This is a genomic window from Nocardioides sp. S5-5 (genome assembly GCF_054954065.1).
The window spans coordinates 4,860,466-4,886,370 of the sequence record NZ_CP199913.1; the positions used below are offsets into that span (position 1 = coordinate 4,860,466).

Consider the following 25,905-nt stretch of genomic DNA (forward strand, 5'->3'; position numbering starts at 1 on the left):
GACCTCGTAGGGACCCGAGGCGAGGAGCAGGGTGCTGGCGGTCGCGCTTCATGTCCACCACTCTGCGGCGGCGACCGGGGCGCGGACGTCGGGCAGCCGGCTACCACTCGATAGCCAATCGGTTGATGCCGTCGCGTCCCTTCCTCCCTACGCTGGGCGAGCCATGTCCGTCCTCCCGCCCGCCGCCCGCCGCCCCGGCGAGCACGGCATCCTCGCGCCGGCCGGCCGCCTCGACCGGTGGCTGCTCGTCGTGCTGGTCGTGCTGCTGGTGACCTGCGCGGTGCGGTACGTCGACCGGCACGCCTTCGACGCCACCGGGGCCGCCGTCCTGGCCGGCGCACTGGTGCTCGGCCTCGCGTACGCCACCCGCGGCCTGCTGGCCGACCGCGCGTGGTGGCCGACCGTCTGGGTGACCGGCATGGTCGTGCTCTGGGGCGCGCTGACCGCGGTGGCGCCGTCGTTCGCGTGGTGCGCGGTGCCGGTGGCGTTCGCCGTGATGCGGGTGCTGCCGTTCCCCTGGGCGGTGGCGACCGTCGTGCTGATGACGGTCCTGCTCACCGCCGCCTGGCAACGACTCGACAATTCATGGGCCGCCGGCTTCGACCCGGTGCAGGTCGCCGGCCCGATCGGGGTCGCGTTGGTGACGGTGCTCGCCTACCGCGCGCTCGACCTGGAGTCCGTGGCCCGCCAGCACGCCCAGGCCGAGGTCGGCGCGCTGGCGGAGCGCACCCGTCTGTCCCGGGAGATCCACGACTCCGTCGGTCAGGGTCTGTCGAGCATCAACCTGCTGCTCCAGGCGGCCGAGCAGTCCTGGGACAGCCAGCCCGAGACCGCCCGCGAGCACGTCCGGATCGCCGCCGCCACCGCGCGCGAGGGTCTCGACGAGGTCCGCCGCGTCGTCCGCGACCTCGCCCCCGTCGACCTCGCCGCCACCGCGGCGGCCCTTCCCGACGCGCTGCGGACCGCCGCGGCGCAGGCGTCCCCGGGCGGGATGCGGGTGGAGGTGCGCGTCGACGGGTCGCCGGTCGTCGTACCGGCCGACATCGCGACGGCCCTGGTCCGCACCGCGCGCGGCGCGCTCGCCAACGTCCGCGAGCACGCGGGCGCCACCCGGGTCGCGCTCACCTTGACCTACCACCCGGACGAGGTGGTCCTCGACGTCCGCGACGACGGACGCGGCTTCGATCCCGCGCGGGTGCGGGCGTCGGGGACGCGCGGGCGGGGTCTGGCCGGCGTCCGCGACCGGGCCGCGGCCCTCGGCGGCCGCGCCGACGTCGAGAGCGCCCCGGGCGAGGGCACCACCGTGTCCGTCCGCTTCCCCGTCCGAGTCGAGGAGGAGAGCCGATGATCCGGATCGTGCTGGTCGACGACCACCCGGTCATCCGGGCCGGGCTGCGCGCCCTGGTCGAGGGACAGGACGACCTGTCCGTGGTCGGTGAGGCCGACGGGCTCGAGCGTGCGCTCGCCGTCGTCGGCGCGGACCGGACGGACGTCGTACTGATGGACCTCAGTCTCGGCGCCGGCGAGGCCGGCGGCGCCGAGGTGACCGCCGCGCTGCGGGGGTTGGCCTCACCACCCGAGGTCCTCGTCCTGACCACCTACGACACCGAGTCCGACATCCTGCGCGCCCTCGAGGCCGGCGCCCGTGGCTACCTGCTCAAGGACGCCCCGCCCGACGAGCTCTTCGCCGGCATCCGCGCCACCGCCCGGGGGGAGACCGTGCTGGCCCCGTCGGTCGCGGCGACCCTGGTGCGTCGGACCACCCCCGGCGCCGTCACCATCACCGAACGCGAGGTCGAGGTGCTCGAGCTGCTCTCCCGCGGGCTCGGCAACAAGGAGCTGGCCCGCGAGCTGTTCGTCTCCGAGGCCACTGTCAAGTCCCACCTCTCCCACATCTACACCAAGCTCGGCGTCGACACCCGCGCCGGCGCCGTCGCCGCCGCCATCGAGCGGCGGATCATCCGCACCTGAGCAGGCTCACCCGGACTGGACCGGGTTCACCCGAGCTCGCCCAGCGGCACCGACGGGTCCCGGACCGCGTCGGTGGCGGGCTGCCCGACCACGGTCCGCAGCGGACCGATCGCGTCCCAGTCGTTGAGGTGCATCCCGGCCACCACCCGATCCTCCCGCAGCCACAGCACGCTCGCCTGCCGGGCGGCGAGGTCACCGCGGACCACCAGGTCGTCGTACCCGGCACCGTGGCCGACGTACTCCATCCCGAGGTCGTACTGGTCGGTGAAGAAGTACGGCAGCCGCGTGTACGGCTCGTCGCCGCCGAGCATGACCCGAGCGGCGTGGCGGCCGTGCTGGATCGCGGTGTCCCAGTGCTCGACGCGGATCCGGGTGCCGAGGACGGGGTGGTCGTGGTTGGCGACGTCGCCGGCCGCGAAGACGTGCGGGTCGGGAGTGCGCAGCCGGGCGTTGACGAGGATCCCGTCGTCGACGACCAGGCCGGCGCGGGCGGCGAGCTCGTCGGTGGGCGAGACGCCGACGGCGACGAGGAGCAGGTCGGCGACGACGGGGTCGGCGCCCTCGACGTGGACGACTGCCTTGCCGTGGTCGTGCTCGACACCGGAGATCGTCACCCCGAGGCGCAGGTCGACGCCGTGCGCGCGATGCAGGTCGGCGAAGACGGTCGCGATCTCGTCGCCGAGCACCCGCTGCAGGGGCAGCGGCGCGGACTCGAGGACGGTGACCTCCGCGCCCCGCTGGCGGGCGGCCGAGGCGACCTCGAGGCCGATCCAGCCGGCGCCGACGATCGCGATCCGCGCGCCCTCGGTCAGCCGGTCGCGCAGGGCCAGCGCGTCGTCGAGGGTGCGCAGGTAGGCGGCCGGGGCGTCGGACGCGTCGGCCACCGCCAGGGGCCGCGGGACGGCGCCGGTGGCGAGCAGCAGGCGGTCGTAGGGCAGCTCGTCCGACCCGAGCAGCACCCGGCCCCGGTCGAGGTCGAGCCCGGTCGCGAGGGTCCCGGTGCGCAGGTCGACCTCGTGCTCGTCGTACCACTCGCGGGGGTGGACGAGGGCCTCCTCCGGCTCCGAGGAGCCGAGCAGCAGGCCCTTGGACAGGGGCGGTCGCTCGTACGGCGGGTGCGACTCGCCGCCCACGACGACGATGTCGCCGCTGTGGCCCTGCTCGCGCAGCTCGGCAGCCGCGTTGGCGGCAGCCAGACCGCCGCCGATGATCACGATGTTCATCTCCGCCCCCTCGTCAGGTCGAGGAACTCCGCTCGGCTGCGGGCGTCGTCGCGCAGCTGCCCGAACAGGGCGGAGGTCAGGGTCCGCGAGCCGGTCGCGCGGGCGCCGCGCAGGCTCATGCAGGTGTGCTGGGCGTCGATGACCACTCCGACTCCGCGCGGCTCCAGGGCGCGCTGCAGGTGGTCGGCGATCCGCTTGGTCAGCCGCTCCTGGGTCTGCGGCCGGCGGGCGTGGTGGTCGACCATGCGCGCGAACTTGGACAGCCCCAGGATCCGGCCGCCCGGCAGATAGCCGACGTGCGCCACCCCCACGAACGGGAGCATGTGGTGCTCGCACAGCGACTGGACCGGGATCTCCTCGACGAGCACCAGCTCGTCGTACTCGTCCTCATTGGGGAATGTCGTCAGCTCGAACTCCGGCGGCGAGGTCAGCTCGACCAGCGCGTCGACCATCCGGCGCGGCGTGTCGGTGAGGTGCTCGACGGTGAGGTCGAGGCCCAGCGCGGTGAGCAGGTCGACGGCGGCACGGTGGGCGCCGGCCTGGTCGACCGACGGTCCGTCGGTGACGACCCGCGGTCGCCAGCCCTTTTCTAAAACTGTCACGCTTACTATTTAGAACCTGTGGAGGGGCTCCTGTCAACCGTCGGACCCTGCGCGCACACTCCTCCCATGAGTGAGCGACGACATGGAGCCCCCACCCCGGCGACCGACTCCGAGGTGGTCGCCGAGCGCTGGGACGGCGAGGACCTGTCCGGCCGGACCTTCGAACGGGTGGCGTTCGTCGACGTCGACCTGACCGACGTCGTGGCGCGCGGGGCGACCTTCGAGGAGTGCGCCTTCCGTGACTGCGACCTCAACGGGGGGCAGTTCACCGACACCGGCTTCCTCAACTGCACCTTCACGAAGTCCGCCTTCTTCGGCGCCCGGTTCGAGGGCTGCAAGCTGGTGGGCTCGATGTTCGATCGGTGCCGGTTCGGCCCGGTCGAGGTCGTCGGCGGCAACTGGCAGTTCGTCGGGCTGCCGGGGGCCGACCTGCGCCAGGCCACGATCCGGCGGGCCAGCTTCCGGGAGGCCGACCTCACCGGCGCCCGGCTCGCCGGCGCGACCCTGCACCACGTCGACCTCGGCGGGGCCTGGCTGCACCACGCCGACCTGGCCGGGGCGGACCTGCGCGGCTCCGACCTGTCCTCGGTCGACCCGGTGGCGGCCTCGCTGGGCAAGGCCGTGATCGACCTCGACCAGGCCGTGGTGCTGGTGCGCTCGCTCGGACTGAAGGTGGAGGAGGCGGTGCCGATGGAGTCCTGACAACTCCACAGCGGACTCAGTCGAGCCCGGCCACCGCCGTCGCGGCCCGGTGCAGCTCGTCCCGTACGACGGTCGCCGGCACGCCGCTCGTCACGAGGTCGGCTGCCGACCGCACCAGCCCGGCCACCAGGAGCGCGCGGACCCGACCCTCCTCGGGCGTGCGGGCACCTCCGGCCCGGAGGAGGTCGCCGAGCGTGGCGTACAACTCGCGGTGCCGCTGCCCGAAGTGGGCGACGATCTCGGGTGACAGGTCGGGCGCGGCCGCGCTGGCGTCGACCAGGGCGGCGTGCGCCTCGTCGGTGACGAAGTCGAGCTGGACGTCGAGCCAGGCGTGCAGGGCCGCGGCCGTCGGGCCGTGCTCGTCGACGACCGCCTGCGAACGGGCGAGGAGTGGGTCCATCTCCCGGTCGAACCAGGCCTGGAGGATGTGTCCCTTCGTCGGGAAGTAGCGGTAGAGCGAGGTGCGACCGAGCCCGACCTCGGCCGCGATGTCGCCGAGCGAGACGGCCGCGACGCCGCGCTCGGCGAAGAGTCGCTGCGCCGCCTCGACCACGGCAGCCTCCTGGGCGGCGACGTGCTCGGCGATGCTGGCGCCGGTGATGCGCGGCATGGGACTCCTCCCGGGGTCGGTCAGGACCTGGTCGCCACCTGGACGACGCCGTTGCCCAGGTGCAGGTGGCGGTCCGCCCGGGCGGCCTGGTCCGGGTCGTGGGTGACCACCACGGTAGCCGCGCCGACGCGGCGGGCCTCGTCGAGGAGCAGGTCGAGCACCGCCTGGCCGCGCTCGGGGTCGAGCGAGGCGGTCGGCTCGTCGGCGAGCACCACGGTCGGCTCGTTCATCAGCGCGCGGGCGATGCCGACCCGCTGGCGTTCGCCGCCGGACAGCTCGGCGGGCCGGGCGTCGAGGCGGTCCGCCAGGCCGACTCGGGTGAGCAGGTCCACGGCGCGGGCCTTCGCGGCCGCGTCGAGGTTGCCGGCGATGTGGGCGACCACCTCGACCTGCTCGCGTGCGGTGAGGGCGGGCAGCAGGTTGGGCGACTGGAACACGATGCCGACCTGGTCGCGGCGCAGCCGGACCCGGCCGCCGTCGTTCAGCGCCGTCGCGTCGGTGCCACCGAGCAGCACCCGGCCGTCGTCGGGCGCGCGCAGCAGGCCGGCGACGGCGACGAGGGTGGACTTGCCGGAGCCCGAGGCCCCGGTGACGGCGACCGTCTCGCCCGGCTGGACCTCGAGGTCGAGCCGGTCGAGGAGGACGCGGCGCGTCGTACCGTCCGGGACGGCGACGGTGATGTTCTCCAGACGGAGGGACATGGGGTTCTCCTGGGGCGAAGGGACGGGACGTCAGTCGGCGCTGCGCAGCGCCATCGCGGGGTCGACCGACACCACGTGGCGGATGCCGGCGAGGCAGCCGAGCAGGCCGGCGCCGACGAGCAGCCCGAGGGACGAGAGCGCGGGGGCGGCCGCGAGCCGGAACGGGACCGCGGTGTTGTCGACCAGGGCGCCGACGCCGAACGCGACCAGCCCGCCCAGGGCCGTGGCGACGAGGAGCACGACGAGCAGCTGGCCGACCGCGTCGCGGGCGACATACCCGCGGGACGCGCCAAGCGCCTTGAGCAGGGCGATCTGGCGGGCCCGCTGCATGGTCCAGACCACGAAGAAGGCGCCGACGATGAGGGCGGAGATGACGAGCAGGAACCACTGGATCATCGCCATGGTCTGGGTCTCGCCGGCGTACCCGGGCGACCCGGCGTACGCCTGCTCCTTGGTGACCGTCGCGGTGCCGTCGGCGGCGTCGATCCGCTTCGCCGCCGCGGCGACGGTGTCCGGGTCACCCTTGAGCGCGATCGCGGAGAAGCGGCCGCGGGCGTTGTCGCCGTACAGCAGCGACTGCCAGGTCTCGAGGCTGGTGAAGGCGATCTCGACGTGGCCGTACGAGCCGGCGTAGGTGAACCCGAGGACCGGGACCCGCTCGTCGACGCCGACGATGGTCAGCTCGTCGCCGACCTCGATCCCCTGCTCCGCGAACTCGTGGCTGAGCACCAGCCCGGGCGGCCCGGCGAGGGCCTCCTCGGCGTCGTGGCGCGGGGCGAGGAAGGAGCCGGCCGGTACGCCGAACAGGGCGACGTCGACGGTCTTGCCGGACTCGGTGCGCGCGTTCACGAAGGACACCCCGAGCGGGGACGCCTCGACCCCGTCGACGTCGGACCAGCGCTCGAGGTCCCGGTCGTTGAGCGTCGAGCGGCTGAACGTCTCCTCGGCACCCGACTGGAAGGCCAGGTGGGTCATCGGCAGCCGGCGCAGGCCGGAGATGCCGTCGTCGACCAGCCCGTTGGCCAGGCCCGACAACATGGTCGTGAGCATCGCCACCAGGGCGATCACCGACCCGACGAGGACGAACCGCCCCCGGGCGACACGCAGCTCCCTCAGCGCGAGGTACATCTCCACCACTCCCCGCTCGCAGACACTGGTCGAATCATATCGACAGGGTGTCTACAACCAAGGGAGAGCCGAGGTGACGAAGCTCAGCCCTTCTGGATCGCGGCCAGGACGGCGTCGAGCTTCACCTTGAGCTCGGGCACCTCGTCGAGCAGCACCAGCTTCTCGTTGAGGTCGCCGAGCAGGACCTGCACCTCCCCGAGCACCACCCGCGTCTCGGCCAGCGTCGTGTCGACGGTGGTCAGCTTGCCGTCGACGTCGGCCAGCGTGGTGCCGACCGTGCCGAGCGTGGTGTCGACGTTGCCGAGCGCGGTCTCGGCGCTCTTGAGCACCTTGTCGGCGCGCTTGAGGACGTCAGCGACGGGGTTCAGGCCCACGGGTTCTCCTTCGGGTACGACTCATTCGGGGCCACTCTCGCAGGCCGACCCTCAGCCCTGATCCACGGCTCAGCCCAGCCGACCCAACACGGCCTCCGACTCGACGAGTCCGGCATCACTCGGCGCCTCCCCGCGGCCGAAGACCTTGTCGTGCTGCTTGGCCCGCCAGGCGAGGTGCGCCTCGGCCGGCCGGTCGTACCCGTACCGGGCCTGGGCCTGCGCCGGCGTCAGCAGCTCCGGGGTCACCGGCGGCACGCCGAGCAGGACCGGCGCGACCACCGGGACCGTGCTGGGGGAGAGCAGGCCGAGGATCCGCAGCTGGAGCCGCTTGCTCGTCGAGATCGCCGCGAAGGTGACCCGGAGCACCGGCCGGGCCAGGACGTCGAGCACCCGCGGCTGGGTCACGTCGCCCATCTCCCGCATCCAGTGCGGCAGGGTCGCGATCACGCCCGCCCGGAAGAACCGGCCGACGACCCAGCGGGCCGGGCGCAGCACGAGCGGCACGTCGTCCGCGAGCTGGCTGACGTCCATCAGGTGCGCCATCGCTCGCTGCGCGATCGGCGAGCCGGCCATCACCGGCCGCATCCGCTCGTAGTAGGCGTGCAGCTCGGCCCGCGAGCGCGGGACGTCGTCGGGCGAGCAGGTCTGCAGCTCGGCAGCCCGCGCGCACTCGGCCCAGTACTGCGCCTCCTCGGCCTCGGACAGCCGGCCCGGCCCGTACATCTCGTACGCCTTGAGCACCGAGTGCCACCCCGTCACGAGGATCCACAGCTGCGAGTCGGGGTCGTTGGCGTCGTACCGGCCGCCACCGTAGGGCTCGGTGCCGATCGCCTTGCTGTGCACCTTGACCAGCACGTCCGCGGCCCGGGCGGTGGTCCGGCTGTCGCCGAACGCGACCAGCGCGAAGTAGTGGATGGTGCGGTCGTAGCGGGTCTTCGGCCGCTTGTAGATGTCCTGGGTGCGGTCGACCGAGGCCACCAGGTTGGGGTCGAGCTCCTCGACGACGACCGCCCGGCTGAAGCCGATGGTCAGCGACGTCGGGTAGCCCCAGACCTTCCAGGCCACGGACTCGGGGCCGAAGAAGCCATAGTCCTCGGCGGGCGTGATCTCGCGGGTGCGCTTCAGGATCGCCATGGCGAACAGAATGCTACGGTTGTGTAGTAAATGGAAGAGGGAAGTTCGCCCTAGGGTGGGCGCCATGTCCGAGACCGCCCGCAAGCGACGCCCGTACGCCCCCCGCGTGCCGATGGCCGAGCGCCGCGAGCAGCTCCTCGACGCCGCCCTCACGATCATCGACCGCGACGGGTACGACGGGGTCTCGATCGACGCGATCGCTCGCGAGGTCGGAGTCACCCGCCCGGTCGTGTACGGCGCGTTCGAGGGCCTCGGCCCACTGCTCACCGCTCTCCTCGACCGGCAGCAGCAGCGCGCGATCACCCAGCTGTACGGCGCCCTCCCGCTCACCGCGCTCGCCAGCACGCCGCTGGGGATCGTCGAGCGTGCGGTGCCGGCGCTGCATGCCATGGTGCTCGCCGACCCGGTCACCTGGCGCGCCATCCTGCGCTCGCCCGCCAACGTGCCGGAGGTGGTCCGCGAGCGGATCGAGGGCGACCGGACCCGGGTGCGCGGCACGATCCAGATGATGGTCGCCGCAGTCCTCCCGGGCGCGGACGCCGAGGTCCTCGCCCACGCCGTGCTCGCGCTCCTCGACCACTTCGGCCAGCTCGTGCTGGCCGAGCCCGAGCAGTTCACCGCCGAGCGCCTCACCACCTCCGCACGCGCGATGATCGGGGCATGGATCCCGTGAGCGCCCCGACGCGTGTCCGACTCGCGACCCCGGCCGACGCGTTCGTCGTCGGCGGGCTGCTGTTCGACTTCAACACCGAGTACGACACCCCGACGCCGAGCGCGGCCGACTTCGGCGACCGCTTCACGCTGCTGCTGGCCCGGCCCGACGTCCTCGTGGTGCTGGCCGAGGACCCGGCCACCGGCGCCGCGACCGGGTTCGGCCTCCTCACGCTCCGCCCCACGCCGTACGGCGACGGCCCGCTCGCCCAGCTCGAGGAGCTGTACGTCGTACCGGACCTGCGCGACCGGGGCATCGGCACCGCACTGCTGACCCGCGCGGTCGCCGAGGTCGAGGAGCGCGACGGGATCGAGGTGCACATCAACGTCGACGAGGTCGACGTCGACACCCGGCGGTTCTACGAACGGCACGGCTTCACGAACATCCAGCCCGGCGAGGACTACCGGATGCTCTGCTACCTGCGCGAGCTCGCGTGAGCGCCCCGCGGCTGCGGGCGGCACGGTCCGGCGAGGCGGCCGCGTTGTCGGAGCTCGCGCTGCGCTCGAAGGGCCACTGGGGCTACGACGCCGCCTTCCTCGAGGATTGTCGCGACGAGCTCACCCTCCGCGAGGACGCGCTGGCCCCCTGCCGTACGACGGTCGCCGAGCTCGACGGGACCGTTGTCGGCTTCGGCACCCTCGAGGGTGAGCCGCCGACCGGCGAGCTGGGGATGCTCTTCGTCGACCCGGCCGCGATCGGCCGCGGGGTCGGCGCTGCGCTGCTGACCCACCTCGTCGGTGCAGCTCGGTCGGCCGGGTTCACGCTGCTCACCATCGACGCCGACCCCAACGCGGAGGCGTTCTACCTCGCCGCGGGCGCGGTCCGGGTGGGCGGGATCCCGTCGGGCTCCATCCCGGGCCGCGTCCTCCCCCAGCTGGAGCTGACGCTCTAGGGACCCGCCGTCGGCTCCGCGCTGAACTCACCCGGCGTCAGGCCGGTGGCGGCGCGGAAGTCGCGGGTGAAGTGCGCCTGGTCGGCGTACCCCAGCTCGGCGGCCACCCGGGCCAGGTCGAGCCGCTCGCCGGCGCGGAGGAGGTCGGCGGCGTCGTGCAGCCGGCGCCGCTGGACCAGCCACTTCGGCGACAGCCCGATCCGGCGCCGGGTCAGCCGCTGCAGCGCCCGCTCGCCGAGGTCGAACTTCGCGCACACCTGCGCGACCCGCTGCACCTCGCGATCTCCCTCGACGTGCTCCACGATCGCGTTGACCAGCCTTCCCTCGTCGTCCACGGGGGCGAGTACGGCGAGCGCCTCGGCCACCCGTGCACACGCCTCCTGCTGCCGGGCGACCTCCGCGGGATCCTCGCCGAGCGCGCCCGCCACGGCGGCCACCAGCCCCGCGGCATCGACCCCCGGCACCTCGGACAGCGGGCGCCGCAGGTTCGTCAGCTCCGCCACCGCAGCGCCGACCAGGGCGAGCCCGGCGGCCGGCTGCATCATCACCCCGACCACCCACCCGGACCCGGTCAGCTCCTCGGTGCTCAGCCCGGTGTGCGGCCCGACCAGCTGCCCGCCGTCAGGCCCGACGACCACCTGGCACACCGGGTACTGCAGCACCCGCTGCACCGAGGTCTCCCCCGGCGGCAGCGACCAGACCGGCACCCAGAACCGGCGTACGACGTCGGCGAGCGCCGGCGGCGGGGCATAGCGCCGCAGCGAGGGACTGTAGCCGCGCACGTCGCGCAGCTGGGCGGGCTCGACCACGTCGAGGGGGCCGTCGGGCGTCCAGCGCATGTGTCGGATTCTTTCAAGAGGACTGTCGGTGGCGACAGGCATGCTGGAGCCCATGACCACTCCCGTCACCGAGCTCATCGCGTTCACCATCGACTCGGCCGACGCCGCGGCGCTGGCCCGCTTCTACGCCGACCTGACCGGCGGCGAGGTGACCGGCGACTACCCGGAGTACGGGTATGCCTCCGCGTCCGTCCTCGGCGCCACCTTCAACTTCCAGACCGTCAAGGACTTCTCCCGCCCGCAGTGGCCGGGCCAGGCGCACCCGCAGCAGTTCCACCTCGACTTCCGGGTTCCCGACCTCGAGGCCGCCACCGAGCACGCCCGCTCGCTGGGCGCGAGCGTCGCCGACACCCAGCCGGCCGCCGAGGTGGGCGGCGCCTGGCGGGTCATGCTCGACCCCGACGGCCACCCGTTCTGCCTGTGCCCGCCGCAGGAGGGGTGAGGAACGGGTCTCTCCCGCACCGGTGACAGCCCGGCGCACGCCGACCCGTGATGGGGCATGCGCCGGGTCCACCGGCCCCTTCCCTCGCGCGCCCGGGTGTCGGTTTCTCAAGGGATGTCGAGAAACCTGCGCTTCCCTGTTCAAATTTGAAGTGGGAAGCGCAGGTTTGGCTGCATCCCTTGAGAAACCGACAATCAGCGACCCACCGTGCGGATCAGCTTCTTGTTGACGAACTCCTCCATGCCGTAGCGGCTCAGCTCGCGGCCGAAGCCGGAGCGCTTGATGCCGCCGAAGGGCAGCTCGGCCGCGTCGAGGCCGACGCCGTTGACGAAGACCATGCCGGCGTCGATCTGGTCGGCGACCCGCTGGGCCTGGGCGGCGTCGGCGGAGAAGACGTAGGAGCCGAGGCCGTACGGCGTGTCGTTGGCGATCCGCACCGCGTCGTCCTCGTCGGCCGCGCGGAACACCATCGCGACCGGGCCGAACAGCTCCTGGCGGTACGCCGGGTTGTCGGTGGTGATGCCGGAGAGCACGCCGCTCGGGTAGAACGCGCCGTTGCGCTCGCCCGCGGTGGCCAGGGTGGCGCCGCCGGCGACCGCCTCGCCGACCTGCTTCTCGAGGTTGTCGGCGGCGGTGACCGAGGAGAGGGGGGAGCCGCCGGAGGCCTCGAGCAGCTTCTCGGTGAAGCGGGAGACGAAGTCGTCGTACAGGCCCTCGACGACGATGAACCGCTTGCCGCCGTTGCAGACCTGGCCGGCGTTGTCCATGCGGGCGAAGACCGCCGCCTCGACGGTGGCGTCGAGGTCGTCGGACGAGAGCACGACGAACGGGTCCGAGCCGCCGAGCTCGAGGACGACCTTCTTCAGGTTGCGCCCGGCGATCTCGGCGACGGCGGCGCCGGCGCGCTCCGACCCGGTGAGCGAGACGCCCTGGACCCGCGGGTCGGCGATGATGTCGGCGACCTGCTCGTTGGTGGCGTAGATGTTGACGTAGGCGCCCTCGGGGAAGCCGGCGTCCTTGAAGATCTGCTCCTGCAGCGCGGCCGAGCGCGGGCACTGCGGGGCGTGTTTGAGCAGGATCGTGTTGCCGGTGATCAGGTTCGGACCGGCGAAGCGGGCGATCTGGTAGACGGGGAAGTTCCACGGCATGATCCCGAGCAGCACGCCGACCGGCATCCGCCGGATCACCGCGGTGCCCTCGCCCTCACCGAGCTCGATCGGCTCGTCGGCGAGGAAGCGCTCGGCGTTGTCGGCGTAGAACTCGTAGATCGAGGCCGAGAAGTCGACCTCGCCCTCGGCGTCCGCCAGCGGCTTGCCCATCTCCTCCACCATCGCGGCGGCCAGCTCCGCGCTGCGCTCGCGGTGCAGCTCGGCGACCCGGCGGATCAGGGTCGCGCGCTCGGCCACGCCGGAGGTGCGCCCCCAGGAGGCGTACGCCGCGGAGGCCGTGTCGATCGCGGCGGCGATGTCGGCGTCGGTGGCGGTCGGGAAGGTCTCGACCAGCTCCCCCGTCGCGGGGTTGCGGACGGCGTACTCGACGGTCATGGGGCGTGCTCCTTCGGGTGCTTCGTTGCGGGGTGGGTCAGTGGGCGGCTTCGACGTCCGAGGACAGCCGCTGCGCGAGCCAGACGGGGAGGATCGAGAAGACGATCAGGACGACGGCGACGACGTTGACCACCGGCGCCTGGTTGGGGCGGAACATGTTGTTGAGGATCCAGATGGGCAGGGTGGTCGCGCCGTTGCCGGCCGTGAACGTGGTCACGATGATCTCGTCGAAGCTCAGTGCGAAGGCAAGCATGCCACCGGCGAGAAGGGCCGAGCGCAGCTGCGGGAGCGTGACCAGCCGGAAGGTCGTGAGGACCCCCGCACCGAGGTCCGCCGAGGCCTCCTCGAGGCTGGTCCCCATCCGCCGCAACCGGGCCTGGACGTTGTTGAACACGGTCACGATGCAGAAGGTCGCGTGCGCCACGACGATGGTCCACAGCGACAGGTCGATGCCGAGGATCCCGCGGAAGCCGTTGTTGAGCGCGATGCCGGTGACCACGCCGGGCAGCGCGATGGGCAAGATGACGAGCAGGTTGACCGAGCTCTTGCCGAAGAACGAGTACCGCTGCAGGGCCAGCGCGAGCAGGGTGCCGAGCAGCAGCGCCAGCGCGGTCGCGACGACCGCCACCTGGAGGCTGGTCACCAGCGCCTCGCGGGCGCCGGCGCTGTGCGCGGCCCGGCGCCACCACTCGAAGGTGACGCCGTCGGGCGGCCAGGTCATCGACTGGCTCGGGTTGACCGAGTTGGCGACGACCACGAGCAGCGGCAGGTAGATCAGCGCCAGGACGCCGAACGTGAGGCCGGCCAGCACCTTGCGCGCGAGCGGGCTGAGGGTCATCGGAGGCCTTCTCTCAGATAGCCGGCCATCACAGGTTCTCCAGGGCGCCGGTACGACGGATCGCGGCCAGCAGCACCAGCATCACCGCGATCGGGATCATCGCGATCGCCGCGGCGAGCGGCAGGTTGTTGGCCGCGCCGGCGTTGATGAAGATCAGGTTGCCGAGCATCTGGTTGGCACCGCCCACGATGTTGACGGTGATGTAGTCGCCCATGGTCAGCGAGAAGCTGAAGATCGCGCCGGCGACGATGCCGGGCACGAGCAGGGGCATCACGATCGAGCGCAGCACCATGCCGGTCGGCGCGCCGAGGTCGCCGGCCGCCTCGAGCAGCGAGTCGGGGACCCGCTCCAGCGCGGCGAAGATCGGCAGGATGACGTAGGGCAGCCAGATGTAGGACTGGGTGAGGATCACGGCGCTCAGGCCGTATCCCGGCGAGCCGAGGTGGGTCCAGTCGGCCAGGCCGCCCTCGGAGAGCACGACGCGCCAGGCGAACACCTTGACCAGGTAGCTGGCCCACAGCGGCGTGAGCACCGCGACCACCAGCATCCGGCGGGCGCGGGGCGAGGCCACCTTGGCCATGTAGAACGCGATCGGCAGCGCGATCGCCACGTCGATGACGGTCACGGCCAGCGCGACGCCGACGGTCCGGAAAGCGACCTTGCGGTAGACCTCGTTCTCGAGGAGCGTGCGGAAGTTGTCGAGGGTCCAGGCGTGGTCGATCTGGCTGCTGAGGCTGTCCACCGACCACAGCGAGGTGATCAGCAGCGCCGCGAGCGCGACGACGTAGACCAGCAGCATCCAGGCCAGCGGGCCCGAGAGCAGGAGCGAGAGCCGCAGCCACACCCAGCGGTGCAGCAGGCGCGATCCCGGCCGGGCCACCGGCCCCCGCAGAGCGGGGGCCGGTGCCGGCTGTTCGGTGGACTGGGCGGTGGCCATGATCAGCCCTTGATCTCCGTCCACGCCTCGGTCCACTGGGCGTAGTCGGTGCATTCGACGTCGGTGCGGCCGTCGAGGCACTCCTTGATCGGCGTGCGCCAGAACCACAGCTGCTCGGCGTACTCCTCGTCACCGGCGTGGAAGGTGTCGCAGTGGTTCGGGTCGGTCGTCTTCGCGCAGGCCTCGGGGCTGTTGGGCGCCTCGCCGAAGTACTCGGTCGCCTGCGCGTTGGCCTCGGGCGAGAGGATGTAGTCCATCCACTTGTAGGCGCAGTTGGGGTGCTCGGCCTGCGACGACAGCATCCAGGTGTCGTTCCACGCGGTCGCGCCCTCGGTGGGCAGCGTGACGTCGACGTCCTTGTTCTCGATGCTGTTCTTGATCACCTGCCAGGTGGTGCCGACGACCGAGTCGCCGGTCTCGAAGGCCTGGACCTCCTTGAGGTAGTCCGACCAGTACTCGCCGACGTACTGACGCTGCTCCTTGAGCAGGGCCACCGCGGCGGCGAGCTGCTCCTGGTCGAGGGCGTAGGGGTTCTCGATGCCCAGGTCGGGCTGGGTCTTCATGAGGTACAGCGCCGCGTCGGCGATGTAGATCGGCGAGTCGTACGCCGTCACCTTGCCCTTGTTCCTCTCCAGCTGCGCCTTGTCGAACACCGCGCCCCACGACGTCGGCGCCTCGGCGAAGTCCTGCTTGTTGAACATCAGCAGGTTGGCGCCGTAGCCGTGCGGGACGCCGTAGTTCTTGCCGTCGACCGAGTTCCACTCGGTGTCCTTGAGGAAGTCGTAGACGTTCGCGTAGTTCGGGACCAGGTCGGTGTTGATCTGCTGGGCCTCGTCGGAGGCGATCAGGCGCAGCGACAGGTCGCCGGAGGCCGCGATGACGTCGTACTCGCCGGTCTTGGCGAGGTTGAGCGCCTCGTCGGAGGTGCCGTAGACCTTGCTGGTCACCTCGCAGCCGGTGTCCTTCTCGAAGGCGGTGACCCAGTCGACGGCCGGGTCGTTGCTGCCGTCCTCGACGTAGCCGGGCCAGGCCAGGATCGAGACCTTGCCCTCGGTCTTGCCGAGCTTCTCGACGGCCTCGGTCTTCTTGTCGCCGTCATCGCCGCCGCAGGCGCTCAGCGCGGAGACCGAGAGCAGGGTCAGGCAGGCGGCGGCCACTCGGCCTCTCCGGAAGGCGTTCTTCATCGGGTTCTCCGTTTCTTGTCGGGTGATGCAGGGAGCAATCAGGAGCTGAGGGGTACGACGTCGGCCCGGGCGAACCGGACCGTGACGTCGTCGCCGCGGTGCTCGCGGGTGTCGAGGGAGCCGGTCGACTGCTCGAGCGCGATCAGCTCGACGCCGTCGGAGGTGCGCAGGTGGACCCGGTTGCCGGTGCCGAGGTAGATGGTCTCGACGACCACGGCGGCGAGCCGGATCTCGTCGGCACGGGCGGCCTCGGTGTCGGTGTCGGGCGAGAGCCGCAGCCGCTCGGGGCGTACGGCGTGCTCGCCGGCGACGCCGAGGATCCGCTGCGAGGTCTCGGCGTCGAAGAGGTTGGTGGTGCCGACGAAGCCGGCGACGTACGACGAGGCCGGGTTCTCGTAGATCTCGCGCGGCGTGCCGAGCTGCTGGATGCGGCCGGCGTCGAACACGGCGATCCGGTCGCTGAGCGTGAGCGCCTCCTCCTGGTCGTGGGTGACGAACACGAAGGTGATGCCGAGGTCGCGCTGGAGCTGCTTGAGCTCGACCTGCATCTGCTCGCGCAGCTTGAGGTCGAGGGCGCCGAGTGGCTCGTCGAGGAGCAGCACCCGCGGCTGGAGCACGATCGCCCGCGCGAGGGCGACGCGCTGGCGCTGGCCGCCGGAGAGCTGGGCCGGACGGCGGGCGCCGAGGTGCCCCAGGCGGACCGTGTCGAGCGCCTGCTCGGCCCGCTCGCGCCGCTGCCTCCTGGCCATCCCGCGCACCCGCAGGCCGTAGCCGACGTTGTCGAGCACGCTCATGTGCGGGAACAGCGCGTAGTCCTGGAAGACGGTGTGGACGTCGCGCTCGAACGGCGCGGAGCGGGTGACGTCGACGCCGCCGAGCTCGACCGTGCCGGCTGTGGCCTGCTCGAAGCCGGCGATCAGCCGCAGCACGGTGGTCTTGCCCGAGCCGGACGGGCCGAGCATCGAGAAGAACTCGCCGTCGGCGATGTCGAGGTCGACGTCGTCGACCGCGACGACGTCGCCGAAGGTCTTGCGCAGCCCGCGGATGGCGATCGCGGGCGTGCGGTCGACGGCGGCCGCCTCGGCGGGAGCACTGGTCGAGAGAGACATCGGATGTGCCTTTCGTCACGTTCGGATTGGCGATAAGATATGACTTCACAGTTCAAAGCACAAGAGGCTCAGGCACGCTCGGGCAGGATGACCCCGGACATCGGGGACGAGGGACTGGAGGCGAGACGGTGGCCGTGCCGTTCTACGGACGTGCGTCTGCGGCGGTGTTCTCGCCGCTGGAGTCACTGAGCCGTTCGGAGCTCGTCGTACGACGGCTCACCGACGCGATCGCCCTCGGCCTGCTCCCCGACGCCGAACAGCTCCCCGGCGAGCTCGACCTGGCCGGGATCTTCGGCGTCTCCACCGTCACGGTGCGCGAGGCGCTGTCCGTGCTGCGCTCCGAGGGCCTGATCGAGACCCGCCGGGGCCGCGGCGGCGGCAGCTTCGTGCGCACGCCCGAGAACGGCATCGGCCACCTCGCCCGGCGCCGGCTCGACGGGTTCAGCCTCGGCGAGCTGCGTGACCTCGGCGACGTGTACGCCGCCATCTGCGGCGCCAGTGCCGCGCTCGCCGCCCGCCGGTCCAGCCCCGACGACGTCGACCGGCTCCAGCGGGTCGCCGACGTCCTCGAGCACGCCGAGAAGCCCGACGCCCGACGCCGGGCCGACGCGCAGTTCCACATCGAGGTGGCCGCGGCCGCCCAGTCCCCCCGGCTCTACCACGAGGAGGTCAACCTCCAGGCCGAGTTCGGGACCCTGCTGTGGCTCGCCTTCGGCGACGACGACAGCCACGCCCAGATGGTCCGCAGCTGCCGGGCCGTCGTCGCCGCGATCGCCGAGCGCGATCCCCACGCCGCCCGCGAGGCGGCCGAGCAGCGGGTGGCCGACTCCACCGCCCGGCTCATCGACTACCAGCTCAGCGAGGTCCACGCATGAACTCGTCGAACGTCCACGCGGCCGTGTCCGAGATGGCCGAGCACGCCTTCGCCGTCGCCGCGTCGATCGCGACCACCGTCGAGCAGGTGCTCGCCGCGCGACCCGCGCCGCGTCGTACCGACCTCGCGGCGGTGGAGCCCCTCCTCGTCCCGGTGCTGGCCGACGGCGGCCAGCCGGTCCAGGGCGCCGGCTTCGTCGCCGCCCCCGGCGTCCTGCAGGACGCCGAGTGGTGGCTGGAGTGGTTCGCCCGCGACGCCGACGGCCGCCCGCAGCGCCTGGTCACCCACTCTGAGCCGCAGGCGATCGGGTTCTACGACTACGAGCACCTGCCGTGGTTCGTGGTCCCGCGCGAGACCGGGCGCCGCCACGTGACCGGTCCCTACGTCGACTACCTGTGTACCGAGGAGTACACCCTCACCTTCACCGTGCCGGTCGTGGTCGAGGGCCGGTTCTGCGGGGTCGGCGGCGCCGACATCGCGGTGAAGAACGCCGAGCAGGCCCTGCTCCCCGCGCTGCGCGCCGCCGACGCACGGATCGCCGTGGTCAACGGCTTCGGCCGGATCCTGTCGAGCAACAGCGGACGCCACCTGTGCGGCGACCTGTTCGAGGGGGTCGCCTTCGACGAGCTCCCCGCCGAGCAGCGGGTCGGTGACCTGCCGCTCGCCGTGGTGACGATCGACTGAGACAGCCTCCAGGCGGAGAGGCTCCTCCGCGCTCCTCGACGAACAGGGTCCTGGACGTGGGAGGATGCGGTCCGTGCTGGGCATCACCGACCTGTCGACGTACCTCGTCGGTCTCGTGCTGATCATCTTGCTGCCCGGCCCGAACTCGCTCTACGTCCTCTCCGTGGCGGCCCGGCGCGGCGTCCGGCCGGCGTACGCCGCGGCGGCCGGGGTGTGGACCGGCGACGCGGTGCTGATGACGCTCTCCGCCGCCGGGGTGGCGTCGCTGCTGCAGGCCAACCACGTCGCGTTCGCGATCGTGAAGTACGTCGGCGCGGGCTATCTCGGCTACCTCGCCTTCACGATGCTGCGGGGCGCGATCTTGATGTGGCGGGCCCGACGCCGCGCGGTCCAGGCGCTCGAGGAGGGCGCGCCGCCCCCGGTGCCCGGCGAGCGCCCGTACCGCCGCGCGCTCGTGATCAGCCTGCTGAACCCGAAGGCGATCTTGTTCTTCGTCGCCTTCTTCGTGCAGTTCGTCGACCCCGGCTACGCCCACCCGGCGCTGTCGTTCCTCGTCCTCGGCACGCTCGCCCAGATCGCCAGCGTCGCCTACCTCAGCGCGCTGATCTTCGGCGGCACCCGCCTGGCCGCCGCCTTCCGCCGGCGCCGCGGCCTGTCCGCCGCCGGCACCTCCGCCGTCGGCGCGATCTTCCTCGGGTTCGCGGTCAAGCTCTCCCTGGCCCACGCCTGAGTCCTCCCGCCCGGGCTCACCAGGTGACGGCGTCGCACGCGGCCGAGCGGTGGCCCTCCACCTGCAAGGTGGCGTGCTCGATCTGGAACTGCTCGCGCAGCAGCAGCTGGCCCTGCCGGAGCACGCCGGCACCATCGGCCCCCTCGACGAGGACGAGGTGGGCGGTGGCGACGTGCATGCCGGAGGTGAGCGTCCAGGCGTGCAGGTCGTGGACGTCGCAGACGCCCTCGATCCCGCCGAGGGTGCCGGCGACGGTGTCGATGTCGACACCGGCAGGGACGTGCTGGCCGAGGACGGCGAGCACCTCGCGCCCGAGCAGCACCGCCCGGACCGCGACGAAGGCGCCGATGAGGAAGGCGACCACGGTGTCCCAGAGGCCGTCGCCGGTGGCGACGATCAGGGCGCCGGCGACCATCACGCCGACGCTGCCGGCGGTGTCGGCGACCACCTCGGCGTAGGCGCCCTTCACGTTGAGCGATTCCTGCGATCCGCCGCGCAGCAGGGCCATCGCGACCAGGTTGACCACGAGTCCGAGGAAGCCGACGACGAGCATCGGACCGGTCGCGACGTCGGGCCCCGAGCTGCCCTGGCCGACCCGGCCGATCGCCTCCACGACCACATAGACCGCGACGCCGAGCATCATCAGCACCGCGAGGCCCGAGGCGAAGACCTCGGCCCGATACGACCCATAGGTACGCCGCCCGGTGCTGTCGGCGCGGGTGGCGATCTTGGTCGCGACCAGGGCGGCGCCCAGGGTGACGACGTCGGCGGCCATGTGGCCGGCGTCCGAGATCAGCGCGAGCGAGCCGCTGACCAGGCCGACGACCAGCTCGACGACGAAGAAGGCGGCGACCAGCCCGAAGGAGACGCCCAGCCGCCAGCGGTGCCGACCACCGGCATGGCCCGCGCCCCCGGCATCCGCGGCGCCGCCGCCGTGCCCGTGCCCGTGTCCGACGCCCATGGTCAGTCCCTCCCGCAGGGGCCGCCGGTGACCGCGACCAGCCGCTCGGCGGCGCGGACCACCGCGCGGGTCAGCTCGGGCTGGGCGAGCGAGATCAGCGAGGCCCGACCGCTCGGGCGCGACCCGACGAGCCCGCAGTCGCGCAGGCAGGCGAGGTGCTTGGACACCGTCGACTGGGCGAGGCCGAGATGGGCGGTGAGGTCGACGACGCGGTGCTCGCCGAGGGTGAGGTGCTCGAGGATGGCCAGCCGGTTGGGGTCGCTGAGCGCGTGGAGCAGGCCGGCGACGTCGGCCAGGGCATCGACCTCGGTGGGTGCCTCGGGGAGCCCGGCGTCCAGCTGATTCATCGCCATTCGGCGATGTAATCACCGGACGGCGACGCCGGTCAAGGTCCTATGCTCGGCACCGTGATGATGCGACCGGCCGAGCTCGACGGCATCCGCGCCGGCACGATCGACCTGGCCTTCCGCCGTTGGGACCGCCCGCGGGTCAAGGTCGGCACCCGGCTGCGCACCTCGGTCGGCGTGGTCGAGGTGACCAGCGTCGAGCAGGTCCCCTTGACCAGGCTGCGCGCCGAGGACGCCCGCCGTGCGGGGGCCGGCTCGCTGTCGGCGCTCAAGGACGCCCTGGCCGCCCGGGCGGACCGGCCGGTGTTCCGCGTCGGGCTGAGGTACGGCGGCACCGACCCGCGCGAGACCCTGCGTGAGACGGTCCCCGGGACGGGCGAGATCGTGACCATCCTCGCCGGGCTCGACCGACTCGACGCGGCCTCCCCGATCGGGCCGTGGACCCGCACCACGCTGCGGATCATCGACCGCAACCCGGAGGTCCGCGCGCCCGACCTGGCAGCCGAGCTGGGGCGTGAGACGCCCGACTTCAAGAAGGACGTGCGCAAGCTCAAGGAGCGCGGCCTGACCGAGTCGCTGGCGATCGGGTACCGGCTCTCGCCGCGTGGCGAGGCGGTGCTCGACCACGAGGACGGGCCCCGGGAGCGGGCGCCGCGACGAACCGGAACGCCGCTGCCGCGCACCATCGGCGCCCCCGCCACCCGGGCCCTGCGGGCCGTCGACGTCCACACCCTCGAGGCGGTCAGCGGCTGGAGCCGGGCCGATCTCGCCGCGCTGCACGGCGTCGGGCCGATCGCGCTGGACCGGCTCGGGAGCGCGATGGCCGAGATCGGTCTCGGCTACGCGAGCCTGGATCCACGCTGAGCCTGTCACAACCCGGGTCCGGCGGGTGTCTCCATGACATGACCACCTCAGGAACCCCCCGCATCCCCGCCGCCCCCATCACCGGCCTCTACGGCGCCCTGGTGAAGAGGTTCGCCTCGAAGATGTTCGGCAGCGTGCCGGAGTCGATCGGCGTGCTCTGGCACCACCTCCCGGCCCTCAAGGCGAGCATGGCCTACGGCCAGAAGCTGCAGAAGTGGGACGAGTGCGACGAGACCCTCAAGACCTACGCGCACATGGCCGTCGCCTCGCTGGTCGGCTGCTCGTGGTGCCTCGACTTCAACTACTTCATGGCCCGTGACAAGGGCCTCGACCTCGACAAGGCCCGCCAGGTCCCGAACTGGCGCGCCGCGAGCGTGTTCTCGCCGCTGGAGCGTCAGGTGATGGCGTACGCCGAGGCGGCCAGCCAGACGCCGCCGACGGTCACCGACGAGATGGTCGAGCCGCTGCTCGCCGCGCTCGGGCCGGCGGGGCTGATCGAGCTGACCAGCGTGATCGGGTTCGCGAACCTGACCACCCGCTCCAACACCGCGCTCGGGATCGAGTCGGAGGGCTTCGCGGCCGCCTGCGGCCTCGAGCCGCTGGCCGAGCGGCCGGCCGTAGGCTCGCCGGCATGACCGACGCCGACCCCTTCGTCGCGCACCGCAACCTGCTCTTCACCGTCGCCTACGAGATGCTCGGCTCCGCAGCCGACGCGGAGGACGTCGTCCAGGAGACCTGGCTGCGGTGGGCCGAGGTGGACCAGGCGCAGGTCCAGGATCCGCGGGCCTACCTGGTGCGGATCGTCACCCGCCAGGCGCTCAACCGGCTGCGCACGCTGACCCGGCGGCGCGAGGACTACGTCGGCGAGTGGCTCCCCGAGCCGCTGCTCACCGCGCCCGACGTGGCCGAGGACGTCGAGCTCGCCGACAGCGTGTCCCTGGCGATGCTCACCGTCCTCGAGACGCTGGGGCCGACCGAGCGCGCGGTGTTCGTGCTGCGCGAGGTCTTCGAGCTGCCGTACGACGAGATCGCGGCCGCCGTCGACAAGACCTCTGCCGCGGTCCGGCAGATCGCCACCCGCGCCCGCAACCACGTGGCGGCCCGTCGACCGCGGGTCGACGTCGACCGGGGCGAGCAGCAGGCCGTCGTCGAGCGCTTCCTGGCCGCCGTGCAGGGCGGGGACCTCCAGGGGCTGCTCGACGCACTCGCCCCCGACGTGGTGCTGCTCGCCGACCACGGCGGCGTCGCGCAGGCGATCCGCAAGCCGCTGCACGGCTCCGAGCCGGTCGCCCGGCTGCTGGCGAACTTCGCCGCCTTCGCGCCCGACGGGATCGTCGAGCCGGTGTGGATCAACGGCTCCCTCGGCGCCCGGATCGAGGCGCGCGGAGAGGTGACCGCCGTCAGCCTGGAGCTGGAGGACGGCCGGATCCGCCGGATCCTGGTGGTCCGCAACCCGGCCAAGCTGACCTCGCTGAGCGAGGAGATCGCGTTGAGCCGCGACGCCTGACCTCAGCGCACGAAGCTGCTGAGGTGGCGGCGCGCCACCTCGGAGGCGAACAGCTCGGCCGAGAGCTCGACCATGTCGTCGACCCGGTCGTCGAGGTACATCAGCGCGTCGGCGTTCAGCAGCCGCTTGGTCGCCTCGAGACCCTGCCGCTCGCAGCCGGTCAGCCCGGCGAGGAGGTCGGCCACCGTGTCGTCGAGCCGGTCCGGCCGGACGGCGTGGGTGATCAGTCCGCTCTCGAGCGCGGTACGCGCATCGAAGGTCTCGGCGGTGAGGAAGGTCGTACCGGCGACTCGCGCGTTCATCCGCGGCAGCACGCTGAGCGAGATCACGGCCGGGGTGAGGCCGAGCCGGGCCTCGGTGAAGGCGTAGGTGACGTCGTCGCTGGCGACCGCGAGGTCGCAGGCGGCGACGATGCCGAGGCCCCCGGCGCGGACCGGTCCGTGGATCCGGGCCACCACCGGCAGCGGGTGGGCGAGGATCGCCCGGAGCAGCCCGGCGAGGCGGTGGGCCGAGACGGACATGCCCTCGCGGTGCGCCTCGCCCAGGTCGGCGCCGGCGCAGAAGGCGCGGCCCTCGGCGCGCAGCACCACGGCCAGGACGTCGTCCTCGGCCGCCCGGTGCAGCGCCGCCCGCAGCTGCTCGAGGAGCTGGGCGGACAGCGCGTTGCGGTTGCGGTCGGAGTCGAGGGTGACGACGGCGTGCGGCCGCCCGTCGGTCTCGACCCGCGCGTAGTGGACGAGCGCGGTCACGACGCCGGGTCGAGGAGCGGCGCGCCGGTCAGCTCGCGGACCTCGGCGGCGTCCACGCCGGGGGCGACGTCGAGCAGCACCAGGCCCTCGGGCGTGACGTCGAGGACCGCGAGGTCGGTGATGATCCGGTCGACGACCCCGGCGCCGGTGAGCGGGAGCGTGCAGGTCTCGACGATCTTGGGCGTGCCGTCCTTGGCGACGTGGTCCGTGATGACCACGACGCGCCGGGTGCCGGCGACCAGGTCCATCGCACCGCCCATGCCCTTGACCAGCTTGCCGGGGACCGTCCAGTTGGCGAGGTCGCCGTTGCTCGCGACCTGCAGCGCGCCGAGGATCGCGATGTCGACGTGCCCGCCGCGGATCATCGCGAAGCTGGTGGCGGAGTCGAAGAACGACGCCCCCGGGGCGGTCGTGACCGTCTGCTTGCCGGCGTTGATGAGGTCGGCGTCCTCCTCGCCCTCGTAGGGGAACGGGCCCATGCCGAGCAGGCCGTTCTCGCTCTGCAGCAGCACGTTGACGCCCGGCGGCAGGTGGTCGGCCACCAGGGTCGGGATGCCGATGCCGAGGTTGACGTAGTCGCCGTCGTTCAGCTCGCGGGCGGCGATGGCCGCCATCTCGTCGCGACTCCAGGCCATGTCAGGCACCCACCCTCTCGCGCACGACGCGCTGCTCGATGTCCTTGGGGCGCTCGCTCGCCCGCACCGTCACGTTGACGAAGATCCCGGGCGTGATCACGTCGTCCGGGTCGAGGAAGCCGTCGAGGACGTGCTCGGCCTCGGCGATGCAGACCCGGCCACTCATCGCGACCAGCGGGTTGAAGTTGCGGGCGGTCATCCGGTAGCGCAGGTTGCCCTCGGCGTCCGCGGTGTGGGCGTGGACCAGGGCGAGGTCGGCGACGATGCCGCGCTCGAGCACGAAGGTCTCGCCGTCGAAGGTCTCGTGCGGCTTGCCCTCGGCGACCTCGGTGCCGACGCCGGTGCGGGTGTAGAAGCCGGCGATCCCGGAGCCACCCGCGCGCAGCCGCTCCGCGAGCGTGCCCTGCGGGCAGAACTCCACCTCGAGCGCGCCGTCGAGATACTGCTGCGCGAAGAGCCTGTTCTCGCCGACGTACGACGCGATCACCTTGCTCACCTGGCTGTTCTCCAGCAGCAGACCCAGGCCCTTGCCGTCGACGCCCATGTTGTTGGACACCAGGGTCAGGTCCCGCGCGCCGCTGTCGCGCACCGCCTCGATCAGGTCGCGCGGGATGCCGCACAGGCCGAAGCCGCCCACCGCGATCGTCATTCCGTCTCGCACCCGCTCGGCCACCGCCGTACGAGCGTCGTCCACCAGCTTCCTCATGTCGCCATCACCGCGCACGTGCGCCCACGGCGTCAACGAGGTGCTCGGGCAGCGGATGCGATCGGTCCATGACGTCCATTGAGTGGACGCGTAGGATCGCGTCGTGGAGCGCGCGCCGGGGGTCGTCGAGAAGGTCGCGGACCTGCTCCGGGCGCTGTCCACCGCGGAGTCCGGTACGACGACCACCGAGCTCGCCGCCGCCACGGACCAGCCCCGGGCGACCACCCACCGGTTGCTCGAGTCGCTCGCCGCGGAGGGCCTCGCCGATCGCGACCCCCAGAGCGGGCGCTGGTTCCTCGGCCCGGAGACCTACGTCCTCGGCATGGCCGCCGCCACCCGCTACGACCTGACCAACGAGGCCCGGACCAGCGTGCTGCGGCTGGCGAAGGAGACCGGCGAGAGCGCCTTCTTCTCGGTGCGCCGCGGCGACGAGACCGTGGTCCTGCTGCGTGAGGACGGCGACTTCCCGATCCGCTCCTACGTGCTCTACGAGAGCGCCCGCTTCCCGCTCGGCGTGGTCTCGGCCGGCATCGCGATCCTCGCCCACCTGCCCGACCGTGAGATCGACGCCTTCCTCGCGCGGGTCGACCTGAGCGCCGAGTGGGGACCGCAGCACTCCGCGGCGGCGATCCGCAAGCGGCTGGCCGCGACCCGTCGTACCGGCTGGTCGGTGAACCCCGGCCACGTCGTGGAGGGCTCCTGGGGGATGGCGGCCGCGGTCTTCGGCAAGGCCGGGCGTCCGGAGTGGGCGCTGACCCTGACCGGGGTGGAGCAGCGCTTCCGGCGCGATCGGCAGCCGGTGCTCGGCAGGCTGCTGCTCGAGGAGGCGCACCGTCTCTCCCGGCTGGCGTGACGTCGCGCTCGGCGTGATGGTCGGGCGGGGGTGGGACGTTCGTCGTGGGATCG

At 72.5% G+C, this 25,905-nt stretch carries 32 protein-coding genes; 14 read left to right on the forward strand and 18 right to left on the reverse strand.

Translation table 11 applies throughout. From position 1 onward, the window contains the following. Positions 1–163 precede the first annotated feature (163 nt). Both ACUP6Y_RS23485 and ACUP6Y_RS23490 read left to right on the forward strand, forming a co-directional pair. Positions 164–1,348: a sensor histidine kinase gene (locus ACUP6Y_RS23485; RefSeq protein ID WP_462553410.1), complete on the forward strand. Its 1,185-nt coding sequence runs from the start codon at positions 164–166 to the stop codon at positions 1,346–1,348. After that, positions 1,345–1,971: a response regulator gene (locus tag ACUP6Y_RS23490; protein WP_462553411.1), complete on the forward strand. Its 627-nt coding sequence runs from the start codon at positions 1,345–1,347 to the stop codon at positions 1,969–1,971. Before ACUP6Y_RS23485 ends, ACUP6Y_RS23490 begins: the two co-directional genes overlap by 4 nt. 26 nt (positions 1,972–1,997) lie before the next feature. On the opposite strand, the gene ACUP6Y_RS23495 is transcribed toward ACUP6Y_RS23490, so the two are convergent. Continuing rightward, a complete protein-coding gene (locus ACUP6Y_RS23495; protein WP_462553413.1) occupies positions 1,998–3,194 on the reverse strand; it encodes an NAD(P)/FAD-dependent oxidoreductase in 1,197 nt (398 codons plus the stop codon). Continuing rightward, complete coding sequence (gene folE, locus ACUP6Y_RS23500) at positions 3,191–3,796, reverse strand: GTP cyclohydrolase I FolE (protein WP_462553414.1); 606 nt, start codon at positions 3,794–3,796, stop codon at positions 3,191–3,193. The genes ACUP6Y_RS23495 and folE overlap by 4 nt, the downstream gene beginning before the upstream one ends. 66 nt (positions 3,797–3,862) lie before the next feature. On the opposite strand from folE, the gene ACUP6Y_RS23505 reads away from it, so the two are divergent. Continuing rightward, a complete protein-coding gene (locus ACUP6Y_RS23505) occupies positions 3,863–4,498 on the forward strand; it encodes a pentapeptide repeat-containing protein (RefSeq protein WP_462553415.1) in 636 nt (211 codons plus the stop codon). 16 nt (positions 4,499–4,514) lie between these two features. Here ACUP6Y_RS23505 and ACUP6Y_RS23510 read toward each other — a convergent pair whose 3' ends face one another. The 5 genes from ACUP6Y_RS23510 to ACUP6Y_RS23530 form a co-directional block, all read right to left on the reverse strand. Then, positions 4,515–5,108 (reverse strand): TetR/AcrR family transcriptional regulator, encoded by a 594-nt coding sequence (locus tag ACUP6Y_RS23510; protein WP_462553416.1) that lies wholly within the window; start codon positions 5,106–5,108, stop codon positions 4,515–4,517. Positions 5,109–5,128: 20 nt separating this feature from the next. Then, positions 5,129–5,809 (reverse strand): ABC transporter ATP-binding protein, encoded by a 681-nt coding sequence (locus ACUP6Y_RS23515; RefSeq protein WP_462553417.1) that lies wholly within the window; start codon positions 5,807–5,809, stop codon positions 5,129–5,131. 30 nt (positions 5,810–5,839) lie between these two features. Next, a complete protein-coding gene (locus ACUP6Y_RS23520; RefSeq protein ID WP_462556816.1) occupies positions 5,840–6,937 on the reverse strand; it encodes an ABC transporter permease in 1,098 nt (365 codons plus the stop codon). Positions 6,938–7,020: 83 nt separating this feature from the next. Then, positions 7,021–7,311, reverse strand: a complete 291-nt coding sequence (locus ACUP6Y_RS23525; protein WP_462553420.1) for a hypothetical protein — start codon at positions 7,309–7,311, stop codon at positions 7,021–7,023. Positions 7,312–7,380: 69 nt separating this feature from the next. Beyond that, complete coding sequence (locus tag ACUP6Y_RS23530; protein WP_462553421.1) at positions 7,381–8,445, reverse strand: oxygenase MpaB family protein; 1,065 nt, start codon at positions 8,443–8,445, stop codon at positions 7,381–7,383. A 64-nt stretch (positions 8,446–8,509) separates the two neighbouring features. Here ACUP6Y_RS23530 and ACUP6Y_RS23535 point away from each other — a divergent pair, with 64 nt between their 5' ends. Genes ACUP6Y_RS23535 through ACUP6Y_RS23545 form a run of 3 tightly spaced genes read left to right on the forward strand, consistent with a single transcriptional unit; the run spans position 8,510 to position 10,049 of the window. Beyond that, entirely contained in the window at positions 8,510–9,118 is a 609-nt protein-coding gene (locus ACUP6Y_RS23535) for a TetR/AcrR family transcriptional regulator (RefSeq protein WP_462553422.1), read from the forward strand. Further along, on the forward strand, positions 9,106–9,594 hold the full coding sequence (locus ACUP6Y_RS23540; RefSeq protein WP_462553423.1) for a GNAT family N-acetyltransferase: 489 nt from the start codon (positions 9,106–9,108) through the stop codon (positions 9,592–9,594). The genes ACUP6Y_RS23535 and ACUP6Y_RS23540 overlap by 13 nt, the downstream gene beginning before the upstream one ends. After that, on the forward strand, positions 9,591–10,049 hold the full coding sequence (locus ACUP6Y_RS23545; protein ID WP_462553425.1) for a GNAT family N-acetyltransferase: 459 nt from the start codon (positions 9,591–9,593) through the stop codon (positions 10,047–10,049). Before ACUP6Y_RS23540 ends, ACUP6Y_RS23545 begins: the two co-directional genes overlap by 4 nt. On the opposite strand, the gene ACUP6Y_RS23550 is transcribed toward ACUP6Y_RS23545, so the two are convergent. Next, positions 10,046–10,888 (reverse strand): helix-turn-helix domain-containing protein, encoded by an 843-nt coding sequence (locus tag ACUP6Y_RS23550; RefSeq protein ID WP_462553426.1) that lies wholly within the window; start codon positions 10,886–10,888, stop codon positions 10,046–10,048. The two genes, ACUP6Y_RS23545 and ACUP6Y_RS23550, sit on opposite strands and share 4 nt — an antisense overlap. A 52-nt stretch (positions 10,889–10,940) precedes the next feature. On the opposite strand from ACUP6Y_RS23550, the gene ACUP6Y_RS23555 reads away from it, so the two are divergent. Next, on the forward strand, positions 10,941–11,330 hold the full coding sequence (locus ACUP6Y_RS23555; protein WP_462553427.1) for a VOC family protein: 390 nt from the start codon (positions 10,941–10,943) through the stop codon (positions 11,328–11,330). Positions 11,331–11,524: 194 nt separating this feature from the next. On the opposite strand, the gene ACUP6Y_RS23560 is transcribed toward ACUP6Y_RS23555, so the two are convergent. From ACUP6Y_RS23560 to ACUP6Y_RS23580, 5 genes are read right to left on the reverse strand one after another with little or no spacing between them, the layout of a single operon-like run. Then, positions 11,525–12,874 (reverse strand): NAD-dependent succinate-semialdehyde dehydrogenase, encoded by a 1,350-nt coding sequence (locus ACUP6Y_RS23560; protein WP_462553428.1) that lies wholly within the window; start codon positions 12,872–12,874, stop codon positions 11,525–11,527. Positions 12,875–12,911: 37 nt separating this feature from the next. Next, the gene (locus tag ACUP6Y_RS23565) at positions 12,912–13,712 is read right to left on the reverse strand and encodes an ABC transporter permease (protein ID WP_462553429.1); all 801 of its coding nucleotides are present in this window, start codon (positions 13,710–13,712) and stop codon (positions 12,912–12,914) included. Positions 13,713–13,740: 28 nt separating this feature from the next. Next, entirely contained in the window at positions 13,741–14,649 is a 909-nt protein-coding gene (locus tag ACUP6Y_RS23570) for an ABC transporter permease (RefSeq protein WP_462553431.1), read from the reverse strand. A 2-nt stretch (positions 14,650–14,651) separates the two neighbouring features. Beyond that, on the reverse strand, positions 14,652–15,833 hold the full coding sequence (locus ACUP6Y_RS23575; RefSeq protein ID WP_462553432.1) for an extracellular solute-binding protein: 1,182 nt from the start codon (positions 15,831–15,833) through the stop codon (positions 14,652–14,654). A 38-nt stretch (positions 15,834–15,871) separates the two neighbouring features. Beyond that, positions 15,872–16,942, reverse strand: a complete 1,071-nt coding sequence (locus tag ACUP6Y_RS23580; RefSeq protein ID WP_462553433.1) for an ABC transporter ATP-binding protein — start codon at positions 16,940–16,942, stop codon at positions 15,872–15,874. Between the two features lie 134 nt (positions 16,943–17,076). Between ACUP6Y_RS23580 and ACUP6Y_RS23585 the strand changes: the two genes are divergently transcribed. The 3 genes from ACUP6Y_RS23585 to leuE all read left to right on the forward strand — a co-directional run bounded on the left by ACUP6Y_RS23585 (position 17,077) and on the right by leuE (position 19,230). Then, a complete protein-coding gene (locus ACUP6Y_RS23585; protein ID WP_462553434.1) occupies positions 17,077–17,817 on the forward strand; it encodes a FadR/GntR family transcriptional regulator in 741 nt (246 codons plus the stop codon). After that, positions 17,814–18,500 (forward strand): cache domain-containing protein, encoded by a 687-nt coding sequence (locus tag ACUP6Y_RS23590; protein ID WP_462553435.1) that lies wholly within the window; start codon positions 17,814–17,816, stop codon positions 18,498–18,500. The genes ACUP6Y_RS23585 and ACUP6Y_RS23590 overlap by 4 nt, the downstream gene beginning before the upstream one ends. Positions 18,501–18,573: 73 nt before the next feature. Further along, positions 18,574–19,230, forward strand: coding sequence for a leucine efflux protein LeuE (gene leuE, locus ACUP6Y_RS23595; protein ID WP_462553436.1), 657 nt, complete (start codon positions 18,574–18,576; stop codon positions 19,228–19,230). Between the two features lie 16 nt (positions 19,231–19,246). Here the strand turns inward: leuE and ACUP6Y_RS23600 are convergent, their stop codons facing one another. Continuing rightward, positions 19,247–20,191 (reverse strand): cation diffusion facilitator family transporter, encoded by a 945-nt coding sequence (locus tag ACUP6Y_RS23600; RefSeq protein ID WP_462553437.1) that lies wholly within the window; start codon positions 20,189–20,191, stop codon positions 19,247–19,249. Positions 20,192–20,193: 2 nt separating this feature from the next. After that, on the reverse strand, positions 20,194–20,544 hold the full coding sequence (locus ACUP6Y_RS23605; protein WP_462553438.1) for an ArsR/SmtB family transcription factor: 351 nt from the start codon (positions 20,542–20,544) through the stop codon (positions 20,194–20,196). A 54-nt stretch (positions 20,545–20,598) separates the two neighbouring features. Between ACUP6Y_RS23605 and ACUP6Y_RS23610 the strand changes: the two genes are divergently transcribed. From ACUP6Y_RS23610 to ACUP6Y_RS23620, 3 genes are read left to right on the forward strand one after another with little or no spacing between them, the layout of a single operon-like run. Further along, positions 20,599–21,402: a hypothetical protein gene (locus ACUP6Y_RS23610; RefSeq protein ID WP_462553440.1), complete on the forward strand. Its 804-nt coding sequence runs from the start codon at positions 20,599–20,601 to the stop codon at positions 21,400–21,402. A gap of 38 nt (positions 21,403–21,440) precedes the next feature. Beyond that, entirely contained in the window at positions 21,441–22,037 is a 597-nt protein-coding gene (locus tag ACUP6Y_RS23615; protein ID WP_462553441.1) for a carboxymuconolactone decarboxylase family protein, read from the forward strand. Continuing rightward, positions 22,034–22,909 (forward strand): RNA polymerase sigma-70 factor, encoded by an 876-nt coding sequence (locus ACUP6Y_RS23620; RefSeq protein ID WP_462553442.1) that lies wholly within the window; start codon positions 22,034–22,036, stop codon positions 22,907–22,909. The genes ACUP6Y_RS23615 and ACUP6Y_RS23620 overlap by 4 nt, the downstream gene beginning before the upstream one ends. 2 nt (positions 22,910–22,911) lie before the next feature. Here the strand turns inward: ACUP6Y_RS23620 and ACUP6Y_RS23625 are convergent, their stop codons facing one another. Genes ACUP6Y_RS23625 through ACUP6Y_RS23635 form a run of 3 tightly spaced genes read right to left on the reverse strand, consistent with a single transcriptional unit; the run spans position 22,912 to position 24,999 of the window. Further along, positions 22,912–23,658, reverse strand: coding sequence for an enoyl-CoA hydratase-related protein (locus ACUP6Y_RS23625; RefSeq protein ID WP_462553443.1), 747 nt, complete (start codon positions 23,656–23,658; stop codon positions 22,912–22,914). Further along, positions 23,655–24,293: a CoA transferase subunit B gene (locus tag ACUP6Y_RS23630; protein WP_462553444.1), complete on the reverse strand. Its 639-nt coding sequence runs from the start codon at positions 24,291–24,293 to the stop codon at positions 23,655–23,657. The genes ACUP6Y_RS23625 and ACUP6Y_RS23630 overlap by 4 nt, the downstream gene beginning before the upstream one ends. A gap of 1 nt (position 24,294) precedes the next feature. Beyond that, the gene (locus ACUP6Y_RS23635) at positions 24,295–24,999 is read right to left on the reverse strand and encodes a CoA transferase subunit A (protein ID WP_462553445.1); all 705 of its coding nucleotides are present in this window, start codon (positions 24,997–24,999) and stop codon (positions 24,295–24,297) included. A gap of 103 nt (positions 25,000–25,102) precedes the next feature. On the opposite strand from ACUP6Y_RS23635, the gene ACUP6Y_RS23640 reads away from it, so the two are divergent. Next, complete coding sequence (locus ACUP6Y_RS23640) at positions 25,103–25,852, forward strand: IclR family transcriptional regulator (protein ID WP_462553446.1); 750 nt, start codon at positions 25,103–25,105, stop codon at positions 25,850–25,852. Positions 25,853–25,905: the final 53 nt, after the last annotated feature.